The sequence below is a fragment of the Paraburkholderia piptadeniae genome, from assembly GCF_900007165.1.
In the GTDB taxonomy this organism is placed as follows: domain Bacteria; phylum Pseudomonadota; class Gammaproteobacteria; order Burkholderiales; family Burkholderiaceae; genus Paraburkholderia; species Paraburkholderia piptadeniae.
Map to the genome: position 1 here is coordinate 109420 of NZ_CYGY02000096.1, position 20317 is coordinate 129736.

Annotated in this window: 16 protein-coding genes and 1 pseudogene; 13 read left to right on the forward strand and 4 right to left on the reverse strand. The window is 57.2% G+C overall.

From position 1 onward, the window contains the following. Positions 1-30: 30 nt before the first annotated feature. Positions 31-1446, reverse strand: coding sequence for a MocR-like ectoine utilization transcription factor EhuR (gene ehuR, locus BN2476_RS39180; RefSeq protein ID WP_087739546.1), 1416 nt, complete (start codon positions 1444-1446; stop codon positions 31-33). A 206-nt stretch (positions 1447-1652) separates the two neighbouring features. On the opposite strand from ehuR, the gene ehuB reads away from it, so the two are divergent. From ehuB to BN2476_RS39230, 9 genes are all read left to right on the forward strand, one after another. Continuing rightward, positions 1653-2507, forward strand: a complete 855-nt coding sequence (ehuB, locus tag BN2476_RS39185; RefSeq protein WP_268958023.1) for an ectoine/hydroxyectoine ABC transporter substrate-binding protein EhuB — start codon at positions 1653-1655, stop codon at positions 2505-2507. A gap of 45 nt (positions 2508-2552) precedes the next feature. Beyond that, a complete protein-coding gene (gene ehuC / locus BN2476_RS39190; protein ID WP_162849293.1) occupies positions 2553-3206 on the forward strand; it encodes an ectoine/hydroxyectoine ABC transporter permease subunit EhuC in 654 nt (217 codons plus the stop codon). A gap of 13 nt (positions 3207-3219) precedes the next feature. Further along, a complete protein-coding gene (gene ehuD, locus BN2476_RS39195; RefSeq protein WP_087739548.1) occupies positions 3220-3879 on the forward strand; it encodes an ectoine/hydroxyectoine ABC transporter permease subunit EhuD in 660 nt (219 codons plus the stop codon). 57 nt (positions 3880-3936) lie between these two features. Beyond that, positions 3937-4764, forward strand: a complete 828-nt coding sequence (gene ehuA / locus BN2476_RS39200) for an ectoine/hydroxyectoine ABC transporter ATP-binding protein EhuA (RefSeq protein WP_087739549.1) — start codon at positions 3937-3939, stop codon at positions 4762-4764. Positions 4765-5105: 341 nt separating this feature from the next. Next, positions 5106-6251: a porin gene (locus BN2476_RS39205; protein WP_087739550.1), complete on the forward strand. Its 1146-nt coding sequence runs from the start codon at positions 5106-5108 to the stop codon at positions 6249-6251. A gap of 388 nt (positions 6252-6639) precedes the next feature. Further along, the gene (locus BN2476_RS39210) at positions 6640-6891 is read left to right on the forward strand and encodes a hypothetical protein (protein ID WP_087739551.1); all 252 of its coding nucleotides are present in this window, start codon (positions 6640-6642) and stop codon (positions 6889-6891) included. Between the two features lie 664 nt (positions 6892-7555). Then, positions 7556-11074, forward strand: a complete 3519-nt coding sequence (locus BN2476_RS39215; RefSeq protein WP_087739552.1) for a pyruvate carboxylase — start codon at positions 7556-7558, stop codon at positions 11072-11074. Between the two features lie 83 nt (positions 11075-11157). After that, positions 11158-11574: a hypothetical protein gene (locus BN2476_RS39220; protein WP_087739553.1), complete on the forward strand. Its 417-nt coding sequence runs from the start codon at positions 11158-11160 to the stop codon at positions 11572-11574. 640 nt (positions 11575-12214) lie between these two features. Further along, positions 12215-13738, forward strand: coding sequence for a fumarate hydratase (locus BN2476_RS39230; protein ID WP_087739555.1), 1524 nt, complete (start codon positions 12215-12217; stop codon positions 13736-13738). 50 nt (positions 13739-13788) lie between these two features. Here BN2476_RS39230 and BN2476_RS39235 read toward each other — a convergent pair whose 3' ends face one another. Beyond that, positions 13789-14883 carry a DUF2817 domain-containing protein gene (locus BN2476_RS39235; RefSeq protein WP_087739567.1) on the reverse strand — a complete coding sequence of 365 codons (1095 nt, stop codon included), beginning with the start codon at positions 14881-14883 and terminating at the stop codon, positions 13789-13791. 705 nt (positions 14884-15588) lie between these two features. Between BN2476_RS39235 and BN2476_RS39240 the strand changes: the two genes are divergently transcribed. Continuing rightward, on the forward strand, positions 15589-16638 hold the full coding sequence (locus BN2476_RS39240; RefSeq protein ID WP_087739556.1) for an IS630 family transposase: 1050 nt from the start codon (positions 15589-15591) through the stop codon (positions 16636-16638). A gap of 31 nt (positions 16639-16669) precedes the next feature. Continuing rightward, positions 16670-17173 (forward strand): ribonuclease E activity regulator RraA, encoded by a 504-nt coding sequence (gene rraA, locus BN2476_RS39245; protein ID WP_087739557.1) that lies wholly within the window; start codon positions 16670-16672, stop codon positions 17171-17173. A 64-nt stretch (positions 17174-17237) separates the two neighbouring features. On the opposite strand, the pseudogene BN2476_RS39250 reads toward rraA, so the two are convergent. Beyond that, positions 17238-17384, reverse strand: a pseudogene (locus BN2476_RS39250) (helix-turn-helix domain-containing protein); the annotation flags it as partial. Between the two features lie 87 nt (positions 17385-17471). Between BN2476_RS39250 and BN2476_RS39255 the strand changes: the two are divergent. After that, a complete protein-coding gene (locus tag BN2476_RS39255) occupies positions 17472-18203 on the forward strand; it encodes a glutamine amidotransferase (protein ID WP_087739558.1) in 732 nt (243 codons plus the stop codon). A gap of 97 nt (positions 18204-18300) precedes the next feature. Further along, positions 18301-18999, forward strand: a complete 699-nt coding sequence (locus BN2476_RS39260; RefSeq protein ID WP_087739559.1) for an aspartate/glutamate racemase family protein — start codon at positions 18301-18303, stop codon at positions 18997-18999. Between the two features lie 305 nt (positions 19000-19304). Here the strand turns inward: BN2476_RS39260 and BN2476_RS39265 are convergent. Next, positions 19305-20317: branched-chain amino acid ABC transporter substrate-binding protein (locus BN2476_RS39265; protein WP_087739560.1), on the reverse strand; the 1013-nt coding region annotated here is incomplete at its 5' end.

The following is a 20317-nucleotide window of genomic DNA, read 5'->3' on the forward strand; positions in this document are numbered from 1 at the left end:
ATTACAGATGATCTAGATCAATCCGGTAAATTAAACGAAATCGTGGATCTGTGGATACTGGGCGAAGACCTCTGCGATGGTCTCAAGAGCAGTTCGATAAGCGGTATCTGTAGCCTCAACGCCGACACAGACTCTGATCTTGCTTGGTCTGTCGATATCGCGTACCAAGAATGGATCCGGCGGAGTGACCGCGATGTCGCGCTTGCTCAGCTCCTGCACGAGTCGGTTCACTTGCCAATGTTCCGGCACGGAGAGCCAGGCTGACAGCCCCTGGTGGTGCGGCTCGTCGGCATATTGACCCAAGACCTCGTTGAGGATTCCATGCCTCGTTGCCAACCGTTCACGCTGGATGGCGACCAGCTTGCTCGCGGTGCCATCCAGAATCCATCGTGCCGCAATTTCCGCCAGAGCTGGGGAGGTCATCCAACTCGTGACACGAAGGACGCTTTCCGCTCGGAGAGCAAGGCGGCGCGGTACCGCGAGGTAACCTACGCGCAGGCCAGTTAGAACGCACTCCGTCATCGCGGTGAGATAACACGACAGCTCTGGAATCAAGCTACCGATCGGCGTCTGTGTATGTTCGACGAGTGGTCCGTGTACATCGTCCTCGATGACATAGACCCCGTAGCGCTCGGCGATTTTGGCGATGGTCTGGCGTCTGTGCTCGGACAAGACTGTGCCGGTCGGCTTGTGCAGTGTTGGTGTGCAAACGAGCGCGGTGATCCGATGCGTGTCACACATTTCCTCAAAATGAGCAGGACGGATCCCGTATTCGTCGATTTCGACGCCCTTGAGCGTAAACCCCAAGATATTGGCCGCTCCGATGATTCCGTGGTCGGTCAACGCCTCGGTCAATACAATATCACCGTGCTTGGCGACCGAAGCGAGCGCTACGAACAGAGCCTGTTCTCCGCCATTTGTGACAAGCAGGTTTTCGGGACTGGCCGAAAAGTTTAGCGCCTGCATCCAGGTCGCGCCCGCCCGTCGATGACGCTCAAGGCCGACTATCGGTCTGAAGGCATGTATCCACGGTTGTTCGTCCACTGCTGCGAGATCAGCACATGCACGCTGCCACTCGGCGTCGTGTGCCGGCGTGCGTATGATCCGCCCGGTGGAGAAGTCCATCCTCACCCGGTCGGCTGTGTCCAGGATGAAATTCGACATGCTGTCCGACACGCGGGCAGCCACGAAGCTACCTCTGCCGACGTCGCATCGAATAAAACCCTGGCGCTCCAGTTCCTTGTATGCGCTCTGAACGGTTTGAACGCTGACACCCAAAGTTTCAGCGAGCGTGCGCTGTACGGGTAAACGCTCCCCAATCTGCATTGCGCCGGTTTCGATGTCCGCCGTGATGGCCTTAATCAGGCGAGCGTGCTTCGATCCAGTCACATGCGATCCATTGATTGCATCTTGCCAGCTACTTCTAACCTTCTCGTCGTGTCGCACCGTTCGGACCTCCGTTTAGGGTCACGTTACACTTTGGCTGATTCGAAAAAATTGCACTAGATCAAGTCACAAAATAATTTTAGCTTCATACGCTGCGTTTACGGACTTCGCATGACCGGGCAGGTACAAAAACCTGCATCAAGCCGGTGCAGTCCGACACGCGGCGCGTCCAGGCGTCTACAAGTTATCAACGCGGGAGATCTTTCGTGAAACGCTACAAAGCAGCAGGTTCATTTGGAGTCTGTGCGGCGCTGTTCGCAATGTTCGCGACAAACGCCAGCGCGGAGACCACGCTCGAACGGATTCAGCGCACCGGAGAAGTGCGCATCGGCTACGCGAACGAAAGTCCATTCGCGTTCACAAAGCTGGACGGATCGGTGACTGGGGAGTCACCCGAGGTGGCTAAGAAAGTATTCGCAAAACTCGGCGTCAAAAAAGTAGACACGGTGCTTACCGAGTGGGGTTCCCTCATCCCAGGGTTGCGGGCGGGGCGGTTTGACGTGATTGCGTCGGGCACGTATGTCACGCCGGCACGTTGCCAGCAGGTGGCGTTCTCCGAACCGATCGACAGGATTCAGGACACGGTGATGACCCTGCCTGGTAATCCGAAGGCAATTCATAGCTATCCCGACGTCGCGAAGAATCCCGATCTCAAACTGGCAGTGATCGCTGGCTCTGTCGAACTGGTCTACGCGAAGGAAGCCGGGGTTAAGGAGGCGCAGCTTTTGCAGGTGGGCGATTCGCCCGAACTCGTCCAGGCGGTGCTTACGCGCCGGGCGGATGCGGCAGCGAGTACCAACCTGACCATGCGCGAATTCGCTGGTAAATATAACGGGAAGGTGTCTGCTGAGTCTAACTTCACGGACGACCCGAAACACAACGGCTATTCCGCGTTCGCGTTCCGTCCCGAGGACACCGACCTGCGCGACGCCGTCAACAAGATCCTCAAGGGATACGTCGGCTCCGAAGATCATCTTTCGACCATTTCGGTGTTCGGTTTCAACAAACAAAACCTTCCGGACAAGACGACCAAGGAGCTTTGCGCCGGCAAAGCTCAGTAACGCGCTAGGTCTTTTGATAAGTATCGGATTAAAGGGAGCCGTTCCATGGAAACTGTACGCGCGATCCTGCCTTTGCTGTTGCAGGGAACACTGGTGACGCTGAAGATAGCTGTCTGCGCCGTCCTAATCGCTATCTTCATGGCTGGTATCGCGACAGTCATGCGTGTCTCACCTTGGCGAATTGTGAGATGGGCGGGCACCACCTACGTGGAGGTATTTCGCGGAACGTCCCTGCTTGTGCAATTGTTCTGGCTGTTTTTTGTACTTCCGCTGCCTCCCTTCAATCTGAACTTTTCGCCGTTTACGGTTGGGATCATCGGATTAGGCTTGAACTACGGTGCATACGGGTCAGAAATTCTGCGCGGCGCGCTCGGCTCAGTCCCGTGGGGGCAGTTCGAAGCCTCTGTCGCTTTGAACATGACCGCGTCGTTGCGGATGCGCCGTATTATCCTGCCCCAGGCGATGCGCAATGCCTTGCCTCCGTCAACCAACCTTATGGTCGAACTCATCAAATCTACCTCCCTGGTTTCCTTGATCACGCTTTCGGATCTCTCTTTTCGTGCAAGTCAGGTCAACTCAATCACGGCAGATTCGACCGTGGTCTATGGTACGACCTTGGTGATCTATTTCGTACTTGCGCAGCTTCTCGTGGCAGCAATGCGAAAAGTCGAGCAGCGAACCGCGCGTGCTAACGGCTAAGGAGTTCTCCACAATGGCCCCGCTATTTGATGTTTCGTATGCAGTCAAGATTGCGCCCGAGCTTCTACGCGCGTGTACCTACACAGTGGGGATTACGATCTGCGCATTTGCAATCGCTCTGGTGCTCGGTCTCGTGCTCGCCGTGCTCCGTCGCAGCAAAAGCCGGCCGGTTGCGAAATCCAGCGCTTTCGTAATCGAGTTTGTCAGAAGCACGCCGCTTCTAATCCAGGTATACGTGCTCTTCTATGTCGCTCCGATCTATGGCCTGACGATGACGGCGCTCACGGCTGGGACCTTGGGCCTTGCCATTCACTATAGCTGTTACCTGTCCGAGGTATATCGGGCAGGGCTGAACGGCGTGCATCGTGGGCAATGGGAAGCGGCGACCGCGCTGTCGTTGTCACCCGGAAGGACCTACTCGGATGTAATTCTTCCGCAGGCAATCCGCACAATCACCCCTGTGCTGGGGAACTATCTCAACAGCATGTTCAAGGAAACACCGGTCCTCTCTGCAATCACTGTGGTGGAGGTCATGCAGCAGGCCAAGAATATTGGAGCGGAGTCGTATCGCTATCTTGAACCAATCACCATGGCTGGACTTTTCTTCCTCATGGTCAGCTTGTGCTGCGCATACGGCATACGTCACCTTGAACGACAACTGAAGCTTCCGTGATCCAGCCGGACCGTGAAGAAACTACAGATAGCATCTATTCGAGTAAAGGAGACATCAGTGAGACGTGATGCCGACACCGCAACAGTAAAGGTTGCGGATTCTTCCCAAAGCCCGGATCCGATCGTGCGTCTCATCGACGTCACGAAACGGTACGGAACGTTAACGGTTCTCGATGAATTGAACCTGGAAGTAAAGAAGGCCGAGAAGGTGGCAATCATCGGGCCCAGCGGATCCGGAAAATCCACGCTTCTGCGGGTGCTCATGACACTCGATTCGGTGACGGACGGGCGCATCGAGGTCGATGGGGAGTACCTTACCCATATGGAATCGCGCGGTAAGCTCGTTCCCGCTTCATTGCGGCATCAACGCCGGGTGAGGTCGAAAATCGGGATGGTTTTTCAGAGCTTCAATCTCTTCCCGCATATGACCGCGCTGCAGAACATCATCGAAGCACCTCAGCGGGTCTTGGGGATGTCGAAGTCGGCGGCAAAGGATCGCGCAATGGAACTGCTATCGCTCGTCGGTCTCAGTAACAAGTGTGATCACTATCCGTCGCAACTTTCAGGAGGCCAGCAACAACGCGTGGCGATTGCCAGGGCTCTAGCGATGCGTCCGAAGATCATGCTGTTCGACGAGGTCACGTCGGCGTTGGACCCTGAACTTTGCGGGGAGGTGTTGAACGTCATCCGCAAGCTTGGGGAAGAACACGACCTGACGATGCTGATGGTGACCCATCAGATGGGCTTTGCGAAGGAGTTCGCAGACCGCGTCTGCTTCTTCTCTAACGGCAAGATCATCGAAGAAGGGCCTCCCGAAACGTTCTTCTCAGCGCCAAAACATGAGCGCACGCAACGCTTTTTGAGCGCGGTGAGGGAGGCAAGCTGAGCCGCTTGTGCCAGACGAGCCGAAGGGTTGCATGCGTAAAAGCGGGATTGATCGAATAAAAATCAAAAGATCACGTCCGCTGCCTTGAACGCGAGTTTTCGATGACGGTGCGGGGCGGCCTTGGCGATAATTTCCGCCGCCATGGCGCGCGTACCCGTGCCGAGGTAATCACGGATCGCCGGTTAGGTTGCTGTTGATGTATCAGCATCCATAGTAGTAGATGCAACTCGCTAAGTGGGACAGACAGATGCAGGCCGGTGGGTCCTGAATGCGGCTCGGGAAGTATGATGTTTAAGTTTTAAAATTATCATAAGTAGTTTTAAAAAGATTTGGAGACCGTAATGAACAAAATTTTGACAGGTTTAATCATCTCCGCTATTGCGGTCCCCGCGATGGCTCAGAATTCGGTGACGCTTTATGGTGTTATCGACGAAGGCTTCGACTATACCAATAACGTCGGAGGTAGCAAGGTTTATGAGCTTCAGAGCGGCTATGCACAGGGGAGCCGATGGGGCCTGAAAGGCTCGGAGGACCTGGGGGGTGGGATTAAGGCAGTCTTCCAGTTGGAGAACGGATTTAACGTGAACAACGGCCGTCTTGGCCAGGGCGGACTGATGTTTGGTCGCCAAGCCTACGTCGGAATCGCGTCGGATCAGTTTGGTACAGTAACACTAGGTCGGCAGTATGACTCTTTAGTTGACTATCTGGCGCAGACCACAGCCAACGGAAACTGGGCAGGCTATCTGTTTTCGCACCCGTACGATAATGACAACACGGACAATACGTTTCGTGTGAACAACACGATCAAGTACGCGAGTCCGAGTCTTGCAGGCTTCCAGTTCGGAGGTACTTACAGCTTTAGCAACGACACGAACTTTGCCAATAATCGCCAGTACAGCGTAGGCATGCAATACCAGACGGGCGGTCTGCTGTTGGCCGCCGCGTATCTGCAGGCAAACAATCCGTCGGCTACGGCTGGCGGCGCAATCAACAACGGCGGCGACGAAAACTTTCTTGGCAAAAGGCTGCAGGTTGTCGGTGCAGGTGTCAACTACACTTTCGGCAGTGCGACGCTGGGCTTCGCATATACCAATACATATGTGACACAGCCAGTTAGCTCCGGGTATGTTGGCGCAATTACGCCTCCCGGTGGGGCGACGCTTTCGTCCCTCCGATTCAACAATTTCGAAGTCAATGCCAAGTATCAGTTCACCCCTGCCTTATATGTAGGAGCAATGTACACGTACACCCGGACAAACTTCGACGCGACAAGTGGCAAGGCTCATCCCAACTATCAGTCAGCGGGCTTGATGGCGGATTACAACTTGTCGAAGAGGACCGACGTGTACGTACAGGGTGCATATCAACACGTTGGGGGCGACAAGACGGGCACGGTACTCGATGTGGCCTATGTTCCGGGGGCGGACAACGTGTCATCCACCGAGAACCAGTTTGTTGCGCGTGTCGCCCTGCGACACAAGTTCTAGCGCGTGACCCGTTGTGTACGGAGCGGTCGGCGCGAGTCGACCGCGGTTGTGAAGCTGAGATGCAACACGCGATTCGCTTCGGGGCCGGCTCACAACCTCTGTAAGCGCGACATCGTCGAAAGGATGCATCGCGAGCGCTTAAAGGAGTTGTGATATGCAGAGAGATAAACCTTTTGCTCTTCAGTGAGCGGCACCTATCCACCGGTTGAATCCGCCCCAGCGTGCGGTCATTCAGCATCATTGACTGAGAGTCGGGCTCGTAAACCGGAAATGCGCAGCCTGCAATCACGGCTCGGCGTTTCATTGGCAGGCGCTTTGCAAGCCCACGAAGAAGTGCCATCGAGTCCTCCGCCACTGCCACGCTATTGCAGCCTCGAAGATTGGTGACTTGAACATTCATCGAGCTAAGACGAGCGAGCGGAAGTTCGTCACAAAACGCGTGAACCCAAACGATCATTTTGAGGTTGGGAGCAAGATCAAGGGGGCCGACTGGAAGCACATATCCTGCTATGGCGTCGACGCCATCGACCAACGAGGAAATGGAATTAAGGGTGGCATCGAACTGCGACAGGCAGTGAGATTCAGGCTGCGCGACGATGGTAGTTTCTGGCAGATCATCCTTGAATTTTATGATCTCTGATGCAGTCGCTTGCCAGGTTAGATACCGGCGCAAGCCGGGGCTTCTACTTTTTCGAAGTTGGATTGCCGATGTTGTGATGCTGGCGTGACAGTGTTCCCCCGTAGAATTTCTCACTTGGCGAAGAGAATCACACTTCGAACCTTGGGCGATGTCGGTGCTCGAGGCCGACCACGGTCATTGTGAGTGCTTTCTCCGTTTGTCGTGACGCAACTGGTCACTTCGGCTGCCGTCTTTCATCTGAATCCCGCGCGGCTCCGGTTGGGATTTTCATATGGCAACCGTTCGGACCCAAGAACCGGGCTCACGACAGTTGCAAAGTCATGTCTTGACAGACAATTCGATTTTCTGTGTTTTAAGTCTTTTCATATTGATTGGGGGATAGAGCGATGATTTGCGGTGTGGAAGGAGCGTCATGCGGCGAGAGCGTTGACTGCACTACGGAAGGGGAGGCAGGTGTTCAGAAGCCTCTGGGAATCGACAGTAGCTCCACGGGTTCACGCAATTGGGCATGGTCCAATAGTGACCGTTCTTGGGATTGGATGGATTCCCATATCCTTACCTTGGATTTTGCCTAGTTTCTCGCGTAAGGATTCTTAAGGCTTGGCCAGTCTTCAGCGCAGGTTGGTCGGAGCCGTCTTTTCCCCGTAGTTTCGATGTGTCCCGAATGACTAACCTCTCGATCAAATCCCTGTTAATCGCCAACCGGTCCGAGATAGCAATCCGTGTGATGCGCGCGGCCGCCGAGATGGACATCCGCACGGTTGCCGTCTACTCGAAGGAAGACCGGCTCGCGCTGCATCGCTTCAAGGCTGACGAGAGCTACCTGGTGGGTGAAGGAAAAAAGCCACTCGCCGCGTACCTCGACATCGACGACGTTCTGCGGATCGCACGACAGGCGAACGTCGACGCCATTCATCCTGGCTACGGCTTCCTCTCGGAGAATCCGCATTTCGCGCAGGCCGTGATCGATGCTGGCATACGCTGGGTCGGGCCCTCGCCGGACGTCATGCGCATGCTCGGCAACAAGGTGGCAGCGCGCAATGCGGCAATTGCGGCCGGTGTGCCGGTGATGCCCGCCACGGACCCGCTGCCACGCGATCTCGACGAATGTAAGCGCCATGCGGCGGGAGTTGGCTATCCGTTGATGCTCAAGGCAAGCTGGGGTGGGGGCGGGCGCGGTATGCGGGTGCTCGAAAGCGAGCAGGACCTTGAAGGCGCGCTTGCCGCGGCCCGGCGGGAAGCGCTTGGCGCGTTCGGTAACGACGAAGTCTATGTGGAAAAGCTGGTGCGCAACGCGCGCCATGTCGAAGTTCAGGTGCTAGGAGACACTCACGGCAAGCTCGTGCATCTCTATGAACGTGACTGTACGGTGCAACGACGCAACCAGAAGGTCGTCGAGCGCGCTCCCGCGCCGTATCTCGATCATGCGGGTCGCGCGGCGCTCTGTGAATCCGCGCTGCGGTTGATGCGCGCCGTCGGCTACACTCACGCGGGCACCGTCGAGTTCCTGATGGATGCGGACTCCGGCAAGTTCTACTTCATCGAGGTCAATCCGCGCATCCAGGTGGAACACACGGTCACCGAGATGATTACCGGCGTCGACATCGTCAAGGCTCAGATCCGCATTACCGAGGGTGGCGCGATTGGACTGACCGAAGATGTGCTCGATCCGGACGGCGCAGTCAGCACCCGCGCGGCAGGGGTGCCGGCGCAGGCGGAGATTCCGCTTAACGGCCATGCGCTTCAGTGCCGGATCACGACCGAGGATCCTGACAATGGCTTTCTGCCTGACTATGGACGGTTGACCGCGTACCGGAGTGCTGCGGGCTTCGGTGTGCGGCTCGACGCCGGTACAGCCTATGGCGGCGCGGTGATTACGCCGTATTATGATTCGTTGCTGGTTAAGGTAACCACATGGGCGCCCACGGCAGCCGATTCGATCCGGCGGATGGACCGGGCGCTGCGGGAATTCCGTATTCGTGGGGTCGCATCGAACCTGCAGTTTCTCGAGAACGTCATCAATCACCCGTCCTTCGGGCGAGGCGATGTCACGACGCGCTTCATCGACCTGACACCTGAGCTGCTGGCTTTCACGAAACGTCGAGACCGTGCGACCAAGCTGCTGCGCTACCTCGGCGACATAAGCGTCAATGGACATCCGGAAATGACTGGCCGGTCGCTGCCCGCGTTGCCGCTACCACGACCCGTCATGCCGAAAGTGGACACAGCGAGCCCCATGCCTGCGGGTACGCGAGATCGCTTGCACGAACTGGGTGCCGAGAAATTTGCGCAGTGGATGCTCGACCAAAAGCAGGTGCTGCTGACCGACACGACGATGCGCGATGCGCACCAGTCGCTGTTTGCCACGCGAATGCGTACTGCCGACATGCTGCCGATCGCACCGTTCTATGCGCGCGAGTTGCCACAGCTCTTTTCGATGGAGTGCTGGGGTGGCGCGACCTTCGACGTGGCGCTGCGCTTCCTCAAGGAAGACCCTTGGGAGCGCCTTACGCAGTTGCGTGAGCGGGTACCCAATATTCTTTTCCAGATGCTATTGCGCGGTTCGAATGCAGTGGGCTACACGAACTATGCGGACAATGTCGTTCGCTTTTTCGTGCAGCAGGCTGCAGGTGCAGGCGTCGACGTGTTCCGTGTGTTCGATTCCCTGAACTGGGTGCGCAACATGCGCGTGGCAATCGATGCCGTACGCGACAGCGGAGCACTGTGTGAGGGTGCGATTTGCTATACGGGTGATTTGTTCGACGCTTCGCGTCCGAAGTATGACCTGAAGTACTACGTCGGCATCGCGCGGGAACTGCAACAAGCAGGCGTGCATATTCTCGGCATCAAGGATATGGCGGGCATCTGCCGTCCGCAGGCGGCTGCGGCGCTCGTGAAGGCCCTCAAGGAAGAGACGGGCCTGCCCGTTCATTTCCATACGCATGACACCAGTGGAATTTCGGCCGCGTCGGCACTCGCCGCGATCAATGCCGGCTGCGATGCGGTCGATGGCGCGCTCGACGCGATGAGCGGCCTCACGTCGCAGCCGAATCTGTCGAGCATTGTCGCTGCGCTGGCCGGTAGCTCACGCGATCCCGGGCTCAGTCTCGAACGCCTACACGAGGCGTCAATGTACTGGGAGGGCGTGCGTCGCTACTATGCACCGTTCGAATCGGAGATTCGAGCGGGAACGGCGGATGTCTACCGTCACGAAATGCCTGGTGGTCAGTACACGAACCTGCGGGAGCAGGCACGCTCGCTTGGGATCGAACATCGGTGGACAGAAGTGTCGCGTGCGTATGCGGACGTCAACCGGATGTTTGGCGATATCGTCAAGGTAACACCGACCTCCAAGGTGGTCGGCGATATGGCCTTGATGATCGTGGCCAATGACGTGAAGGCGGCTGATGTGTGCGATCCCTCCAAGGAAATCGCTTTTCCGGAATCGGTCGTGTCGTTGTTCAAGGGCGAACTCGGCTTCCCGCCCGACGGCTTCCCGGCGGAACTGTCTCGCAAGGTCTTGCGGGGCGACGCGCCTTCGCCTTACCGGCCCGGGGATCAGATTCCGGCTGTCGACCTGGAAGTGGCGCGTGCGCACGGCGAGGCCGCCTGCGAGCTACCGCTCGACGACCGGCAACTCGCTTCGTACCTGATGTACCCGAAGCAGACGGCCGAATACCACGCACATCTGCAGGCATACAGCGACACTTCAGTGCTTCCCACTTCAGCTTTCCTGTATGGGTTGCAGCCGCAGGAAGAAGTAGCCATAGATCTCGATGCCGGAAAGACACTGCTTGTGTCACTGCAGGGACAGCACACCGATGTCGAGGATGGCATGGTCAAAGTCCAGTTTGAGTTGAACGGGCAGTCGCGGACCACGCTAATTGAGCCGCGCGTGCGCTCTGAAGCTATTGTGGCGCGCGCTGGCAGGCCGGTTGCGGACCCGTTAAATCCGCTGCATGTCGCCGCACCGATGCCTGGTTCAATCGTAACGGTGGCGGTTCAACTCGGGCAGAGAATCTCCGCCGGCAGCCTGTTGATTGCCATGGAGGCCATGAAGATGGAGACGAACATCACGGCCGATGGGGAGTATGAAGTCGCCGCAATTCACGTCCACCCAGGCGACCGCGTGGCAGCAAAGCAACTGCTCGTTGAGTTGAAAAAGTGGCCTGAAGTTGCTTAGGTGGGCGCTTGAGAATTCGGTACTTCGACGCCCCGATTTAGGGTTCTGACGACTCGCAGGCTGCCAAAAGAGGAGACGACGTCATGTCGGTCGAGGCCTTCATTTTATGTCTGGACGACGTCCTGATCGACTCAGTTGCTGAGCCAAAATCCGTCAGATTGGTCACGATCCGGGACGATATTAACGCTGCTATTGATGGGGCAGTGCAAAAAGGAATCAAGTTGGCCTTGGTTAGTGGAATGGTTTCTCACAATGTCGTGGTGGCTTGTGAGAAAGCATTCACTAGGGACTTCATCAAGATCTTTTCCGTGGTCGTTCCCTGCGACGGCTTGGGTTTGTCAGAGCTTCCTCTGATGGAGCGGGCACTTTTATATCTAGGCGTATCCGCAGAGTGTGCGATAGCAATTATATGCAACGAAGTCGATGCAATAGCTGCTAAGGACGCAGGGATCAGTCGACATTGGCATCTGGACGTTCCTGAGGAAAGGGATGCGTGGTGAGCCAATCCCGGAGTTGCTGAGAATGGGACGAATCCGTTGCTTGACTCTTCAAGACTCCGCAACTAGCGATTTATGTATGCAGGAATTGGTTCAGGGTTGCGCAGGGCAGCGAATTGAGCAGGCTCCAACACTGTTCGATTCAATAGCGCCCGACGCGCAATTCGCTGCATACCCACCCATGCCGCAACCGGTGGGAACGAATGAGCAATCGAGGAAACGATGAAACTTCATGCCGACTCTCTGAGTGTTCTTGCGCACGCTTGGCTTGGCTCCAATGAGATCTTGAGGGTCAAACGGCTGCCGAAATCGCGAGACATGCCGTGGCGCGTTGTAAGGGTCGAGGTCGTAGGTTCGTCGAGTACATTCGCTATAGTCTTCTTTCGACACGGTCTTGGATTATGGTGCGTCTATCCTCCGCCGACGCACAGACCATCAATTGCGGCGATCGCGGGATAGCCGCCTTCGCCGTTTTCGAGTTTTCAAATCTGCGCAGCGGCGTTGCCAGGCTTCGAAACTCATTCAAAGCCTTGCGCGATACAATTTATAGATGCTTCGTTGAAGCCTGCAGCGCTTGTGTCGGGATGTCGACCTGGTTCATGAGTTCGCAGACGCGCCGAGGCGACATCACGAGTGACTTGCCATGACCGTCATCAAACAGGAAGAGCTGATCCAGAGTATTGCGGACTCGCTGCAGTACATCAGCTATTACCACCCGCTCGACTACATCGAGGCGCTCGGCCGCGCGTACGAGCTCGAAGAGAGCCCGGCCGCGAAGGACGCCATTGCGCAGATCCTGACCAACAGCCGCATGTGCGCCGAAGGCAAGCGCCCGATCTGCCAGGACACGGGCATTGTCACGGTGTTCGTGAAGGTCGGCATGGACGTGCGCTGGGACGGCGCCACCATGAGCGTCACCGACATGATCAACGAAGGCGTGCGCCGCGGTTACCTGAACCCGGACAACGTGCTGCGCGCGTCGATCGTGTCGCCGCCCGAAGGCGGCCGCAAGAACACGAAGGACAACACGCCCGCCGTGATCCACTACGAGATCGTGCCGGGTAACACCGTCGACGTGCAGGTCGCGGCGAAGGGCGGCGGCTCCGAGAACAAGTCGAAATTCGCGATGCTGAATCCGTCGGATTCGATCGTCGACTGGATCCTGAAGACCGTGCCGACGATGGGCGCGGGCTGGTGTCCGCCGGGCATGCTCGGCATCGGTATCGGCGGCACGGCTGAAAAGGCGATGGTCATGGCGAAGGAATCGCTGATGGACCCAATCGACATTCAGGACGTCATCGCGCGCGGCCCGCAGGACTGGATCGAAGAACTGCGTATCGAGCTGCACGAGAAGGTCAACGCGCTCGGTATCGGCGCGCAGGGTCTGGGCGGTCTCGCAACCGTCCTCGACGTGAAGATCATGGCTGCCCCGACGCACGCGGCATCAAAGCCGGTCGCGATCATCCCGAACTGCGCGGCGACGCGCCACGCGCATTTCACGCTGGACGGCGCGGGCGTCGCGAAGCTCACGCCGCCGCCCCTCGACGCATGGCCGAAGGTCACATGGGAGCCGAACACGGAAACGAGCAGGCGCGTCGACCTGAACACGCTGACGCCGGAAGAAGTCGCATCGTGGGCGCCGGGTCAGACGCTGCTGCTGTCGGGCAAGATGTTGACGGGCCGCGATGCCGCGCACCAGCGTATCGCCGACATGCTCGCCAAGGGCGAAAAGCTGCCCGTCGACTTCACCAATCGCGTGATCTACTACGTCGGCCCCGTCGATCCGGTGCGCGACGAAGCCGTCGGCCCGGCAGGCCCGACCACCGCCACACGCATGGACAAGTTCACGGAAACGATGCTCGCGCAAACCGGCCTGATCTCGATGATCGGCAAGGCCGAGCGCGGCCCCGTCGCGATCGAGGCGATAAGGAAGCACAAGGCCGCATATCTGATGGCCGTGGGCGGCGCGGCGTATCTCGTGTCGAAGGCGATCCGCAGCGCGAAGGTACTCGCATTCGAAGACCTCGGCATGGAAGCCATCTATGAATTCGACGTGCAGGACATGCCGGTCACGGTAGCTGTCGATTCGAACGGCACGTCTGTTCACCAGACGGGACCGAAGGAGTGGCAAGCGAAGATCGGTAAGATCCCAGTGACGATGGTCTGATTCACTAATCGGGATCTGTCAGTGAGCTGGTAGGCCTTGGCGCGAGCCTCTCAGGTAAGCGCGTTCATGGCTTGTCGATGGACTTGGTGTGAGCGACAAAGCACCATTTCCTTCCAGTCGTTTGCCTCAGGATTGTAGTGAAGTTTCGCCTCTTGGCGAATCCGGACCCCAAGTTCGAGATTAATTTCGTCCCGTCGATAGCGATAGAGCCAGTGATCGTTTCGAATGACTTCCCTTCCGCGCTCTGCGCCGTAAGTACCGAATTCCAATGCCACGTACGTATGCCGATCCCCGAGGATTCGTTGCCACAATTCATCCTGTGTGCCGCGCACTACTACCGACGATGATGTTCCGAGATCCGGAGACGTTACAGACGGTCCGAATACGCTGACGGCCCTCTGAAAACCCGCGATGCCTGATGGCTGTTCGGACTGCAGTTCGCCGTAGCCGTACGGACCAAGTCCGGTGTGGTAGTCGACGATGATCACACTTTCACGACCTGCGATATCGAAGTCCTTCACGATTTGCTCGAGTGTCTGTCGAGCCTCAGTAGGACCAGACCCGCCATAGAAAACGCCCTCTGGGTGAGTGTACTGCCCAGACTTCCGCGCCTCATCAAATTTCAGCTCACCGTGCAGTTTGCGAAATGCAGAAATTGCGTCATCGGCGCGCCGAATCGTGTCTTCGGTCAAATCTGGTGGCACAAGGTGCTCGGCTAACTCGGTGTAGCCAGGATTCGTCGGAGTGGGCCGAGAATAATCGACGAAGTTGCGATTCAGATCACATCCTTCCGCGGTAACGCGTCTATCCCACGCAAACCCGTAACAATTCAATGCATGGACTAAGAGTACGGCAGTGGATGCGGGCAATGCATCCTGAAGCCCGGCCCGCAAGAAAAGAAGCTGCGAGGCCGACCCTGAGTATCCTTCAGGACCGTGTGTGCCGGAGATCAAAATCAAAAGACGACTTGCATTCCGGTCGCCAAAATATGCAACGTCCGTGTAAAGAGGCTCGCCAGAGGGGCCTAAGCTGCTGCAGGCATATGGCCGGGCTGCGGGTGCTATAGCGAGAAACTTCGCTCTAGCTTCAACATAACTCTGCGAGAAAACCTCGGGAAGGATCTTATATACGCTGTCGAAGCCCATCTTGAACCTTTGGTCAGTCATTTGTAACGCGCATCTTGCCCGGTTTAGCGATAACAATGCAAGGATGCAAGCTACAGGACTATCCGTGCTGGCTGACAATCGGGCATTTCAAATTATCGTTGGCATTGAGTTGGACGTTCGCAGCCCGCTGCACTGCGCAGTGAGCTTCTTGCTTTTAGGGAACCCTAAGAGCGAAGACTTGTGCTGCAGCAAGTGTTCGAGTCCCAAGGTCGAGGCGTGCGTTTGTACAAACTGGGTTCTGAGGAAACATCCCTAAAAGTGCACAAATGCGCAGATTTTTGACGAGAAATTGAGAGCATACGCAGAAAAACTGCGAACGTTGCTCCGTATAATCGGAGCAACGCTTGTGACTGCGACTACTTGCTACGCGGGACGATCTAGCATTCGACGTCATTTCTTTGTGACCATACAGCAGTTTCGCCGGACAAGGCATATAACGACGTAGGGGTTCGGCCCTGAATCAGGTGGGTATTAGGTCGCGGCGCTTGATTGTAGACAAAGGCGCTCAGAGGCTCCCGAACCTTTGGTGTGAGATGGGGAAGTTGACCCGGCAGGTATCGTTCGCTTACTTGATCTTATATGCATAGTGTTGTACGTGGGAGAGGGCGATTTACTAATTACTCATTGGTCAGTAAGTTAGGGAACAAATTCGACGAGTGCTGATCTATCGTGTCGTGTCACTCGATGGAGCCACGGACTGTGAAACGAGACGGGAGAAGTCTGGCGCACAACATCCTCGAAGAGATGCGCATGCTGGCACTTGAGCGGATGAACGATGGGGAACATCCCGATGCGGTTTCGGCGTCGTTTGGAATGCATCGTTCGTGGGCGTACAAGCTGCGAGCGAAGGCCCGGGGGCGAGGACGAGGTGTGCGTGCGTTGAGGTCGACCCAGGCGACAGGCCGCCCGCGCAAGCTCACTGCCGCACAGGAGCAGCAGGTGCTGCGCTGGATCAATGGCAAGAACCCAATGCAGTATGGCTTTGACTTCGGGCTTTGGACGCGTAATCTCGTACGCGAACTGGTACAGCGTAAATTCGGTATCGCGCTGAGCCTGGCCTCGATCGGCACGATGCTGGCGCGTCTGAACCTGACGCCGCAAAAGCCGCTGCAGCGCGCTTACCAGCGCGATCCAGAGGCAATCGAGCGCTGGCAACACGACACGTATCCATCCATCGCCAGACGCGCTCGTGAGCAGAAGGCGGACATCTTCTTCTGGGACGAATCGGGCTTTCGGGCCGACTCGGTACATGGCAAGACCTGGGCGCCACGCGGCGAAACACCGGTCGTAGAGCGACCCGGTCAACGGCAGAGCATGAGCGCGGCGTCCGCCGTCAACTCGAAGGGCGCGTTCTGGTTTGCCACGTACGAAGGGGGACTCAGCGGTGAACTGTTCGTCGCGCTGCTCAAGAAGTTGATGTTCAATCGGAAGAGGCCGGTTCATCTGATTGTCGACGGACTGCCCGCACACAAAAAGGCCGTCGTGAAGGACTACGTTGCCAGTACTAACGGCAAACTGACCCTGCACTTTCTGCCCGGTTATGCACCGGACCTCAACCCGGATGAGTTGGTGTGGAGCCACGTGAAGCGCACAGGCGTCGCGCGAAATCCCTTGCGCAAGGGCGAAAAGCTCGGTCCGAAAGTTCACGACCAACTTGCACAGGTCCAGCAAAACCCAGAACTCGTGCGCTCGTTTTTCAGGCATCCGTCTGTCGCCTATATTTCTGATCTATGAGTAATCGGCTCCGGAATGGCCAGAGGTGTGAATGGATATGACTACCGCTGACTTGTGCGATTCGCACGAGGCATTGTTCGAGAGTGGGAGTTTGCGTGTGCTTACCCCGATGTTTCAGCAGTACGGCGGAGCGAAGCGCTTTTGTGGGCCTGCTGTCACAGTAAAAGTTTTTGAGGAAAACGGACTGATACGTGACGTTCTGAATACAGAGGGTGGCAGACGTGTACTCGTTGTTGATGGCGGCGGCAGTTTGCGCTGTGCTCTGGTCGGCGGGAATCTAGGCGAAATTGCTGTCGCTCGTGGATGGGCTGGCGTCCTGGTCTTTGGTGGGGTACGCGATCGTGAGGAGATGTCACAGTGTGACGTTGGAATCGCGGCGATCGGTATGAACCCTCGGCGCTGCGCACGAGGTTCAGGGGGGCAGCGCGATGTAACAGTCGCGCTTCCAGGCGCCACTGTGCGTCCGGCGGAATGGATCTACGCAGACCTGGATGGTGTGCTCGTTTCCGGCAGCGAACTAAAATGGAAAGGTTAACCCGCGGCAAATTAATCTTGGCGCATGGTTACATGCAAGGCCTGGTTTGCGGTCCTTGGGCTGGCGCGACGCTAAGACGCTCTTCGAGATTTTTGACCCGGGTCGTGATGTTCGATTGCACCCTGTTTAGGTTGGCCGCAGCCTTGGTGACAACGCCGAAATTCACGACAGCCTTGAAGATTTCAAGTGAATCCAAATCGATATTTCTCATTTCAAGAAGCCCCGTTCACCATTATTCATTTTTCAAGATTCTCTGTTCAAGCTAGACTGATGGCCTTTCTAGCACCGCATCTCGCTCATGACTTCTCCCTCGATACTTATCGTTCAGGTCGGTACACCTCCCGCTGAGGTGCGTGACCCGTTTGGTGATCTGCCTGATTGGTTTTGCCGTGCGCTTGGATGCACGGCTGAGGCCGTCGAAGTAGTCCGCGTGTTCGAAGGAGAGAAACTGCCGAGTCCCGACGCAAGTCGCGTAGCCGTGATTACAGGGTCTTGGGCAATGGTGACGGACCGCCTGCCTTGGAGCGAAGAGGCGGCGCAGTGGGTTCGCGATGCGATGGAAATCGGCATGCCGCTTTTCGGGGTGTGTTATGGCCATCAACTTATGGCCCATGCGCTAGGCGGCCGGGTCGACTACCACCCGCGAGGGCGAGAAGTGGGTTGCAAGGAAATCAGCCTGTCGCCGGCGGCAGCTGAAGATTCTTTCTTGAGGAACTGGCCCGAGGTGTTCAAGGCGCACTTGACGCACGAACAATCGGTCATCAAATTGCCGCCGGGTGCGCAGGTTCTGGCATCCTCGGAACACGATCCGCATCAGATCGTTCGATACGGACCGAACGCCATCTCGACCCAGTTTCACCCGGAATTCACACCGCAGGTGTCTGAGGCGTGTATTCGGCGACGCGCGGACGTCTTGCGTGCCGAAGGCGCCGACCCCGACGTTCTGGTAAGCGAACTCGAAGACACGGGTGAGGCCAGACGGCTTCTGAAGACTTTCGTTGAGTTGGCTTGTTGCGAGCCGTCGCGTTAGGCATGTCGGCGCGATCCGTTTTTCTCAGGGGCGCCCGATGAACGGGCGATGTTCCTGATAACGAGCAAGTTTTCGATATTCAAACGAGGCAAACAAAATGCGCAAGATAGGCTTGATTGGCGGCATGAGCTTTGAAGGCTCGTCCGTGTACTACCGTCAAATCAATGAGGCTGTACGCACCCAGCTTGGCGCCTTGCATTCGGCAGAACTGCTCATGTTTTCGGTCGATTTTCAAGGCATCGTCGATATGCAAAAGTCGAACCGCTGGGACGATGCGGGTCGCCGTCTCGCCGATGTCGGACGTGCGCTCGAAGATGCGGGCGCCGAGTGCGTGCTCATTTGCGCCGTGACGATGCATCTCGTTGCCGACGCGGTTGAAGCTGCCATCAAAGTGCCACTCATCCACATCATCGATGAGACCGCCAAGCGCCTTCAAGCGGCTGGCTGTCAGCGACCTCTGCTGATTGCGACGCGATATTCGATGGAAAACGGCTTCTATCAGGAGCGGATGAAGCGTCACGACATTGGAGTCGTCGTTCCTGATGCGGATGGCCGAACGAAGGTCCATAGCATCATCTTCGACGAGCTCTGCGCCGGAAAGGTGGTGGATAGCTCGCGCGATGTGTTGATTGCTCTCATCGAGAAGGCAAAGGCCGATGGCGCGGACTCCGTCATTTTTGGGTGCACCGAAATCTGTTTGATTCTCGAGACCGACAAGCTGCCGCTGCCGGGTTTCGACTCGACGGCCATTCACGGCGAAGCTGCCGTCGCGTTCGCACTCGGCAATCCTCTATGAGTCAACCGTTCTGGGGTGCAGCAGGTAGTTGGCCAGCGCAAGACAGTCTGGGACGAACACGCCGCAATAGCTGACGCTATCGCGAGCAGTTATGGTGGGGCGAAGGTCTGCAACGGGGCCAAGATTGGTACATTCGTCATCGGCCTGCAGTCGCCCTTGAAAGGACACGCATCGTCACCCTTTTGCGGAACTCGAAAGGCCCGCTCCTGGTCAGCAAGCGGACCATCGACTTCTGGGCGGCGATCGCGCTTCGACGACCAGCGACCTTAAGCCGCTCGTCGCCGCACAGCGAAAACGCGCCGTGTTCAGTTTGCGCCGGAGGTGTGCGAACCCGTCACCGTACTCACCGGCTGGAACTTGCCGCCTTTCGCCTCATACAGTGTCACTGCCGCAGCGCGGAGGTCGCCTTTGGCGTCGAAGGCGATCTTGCCGGTCACACCGTCAAACTCCACCTTCTTCATCGCGGGCAGATAATCGGCTGGCGCGGTCGAATCAGCCAGCTTCATCGAGTTGATCAGCGCCCAGGTAGCATCGTACGCATACGGTGCGAACAGCACGACCGACCCGAATTTCTTGTATTTCGCGGCAAACGCCGGGCCGTTTGGCATCTTCTCGAGTGGCTGGCCGGACTCGGCGGAGACCGTACCCTCGGCGGCGGCCGGACCCGCCAGCTGAACGAACTTGTCCGTTTCGATCGCTGATCCAACAAGCGGAGTCTTCATAGCAAGGCCCGTCATCTGCTTGCGAAGCGGACCCGCCTGAGCATCGACACCGCCATAGAACACGGCCTGTGCATCTTTCGACTTGATCGACGTGAGGATGCCACGGAAGTCCACGGTTTTATCGGAAACGAATTCCCTGTCGATAACATCGACGCCTGCGGCCTTCAGTTCCTTGACGACGAGGTCCGCCAGTCCCTGACCATAGGACGACCGGTCGTCGACAACAGCTACACGCTTGTATCCCTTCGTTTTTGCCATGTACTGGGCGATGACCCGTCCGACTTCGCTATCGTCGCCGATTACCCGATGCGCTGTGGCGAATCCCTGCCTCGTCAGTTCAGGGTTGGTTGCCGATGGCGAGACCTGCGGAATTCCCGCACCTGCATATACCTTCGATGCGGGAATCGTTGCCCCCGATGTGATATGGCCGACCACGCCGTTTACCTTCTGATCGACGAATTTTTGCGCGACGGTAACAGCTGTTTTTGGATCAGCCGCATCATCTTCGGATACAAGCTGGAAATGGACAGGCTGCCCCTTGATCTTGATGCCGGCAGCGTTGGCATCCTCGATGGCAAGCCGCACGCCGTTTTCCG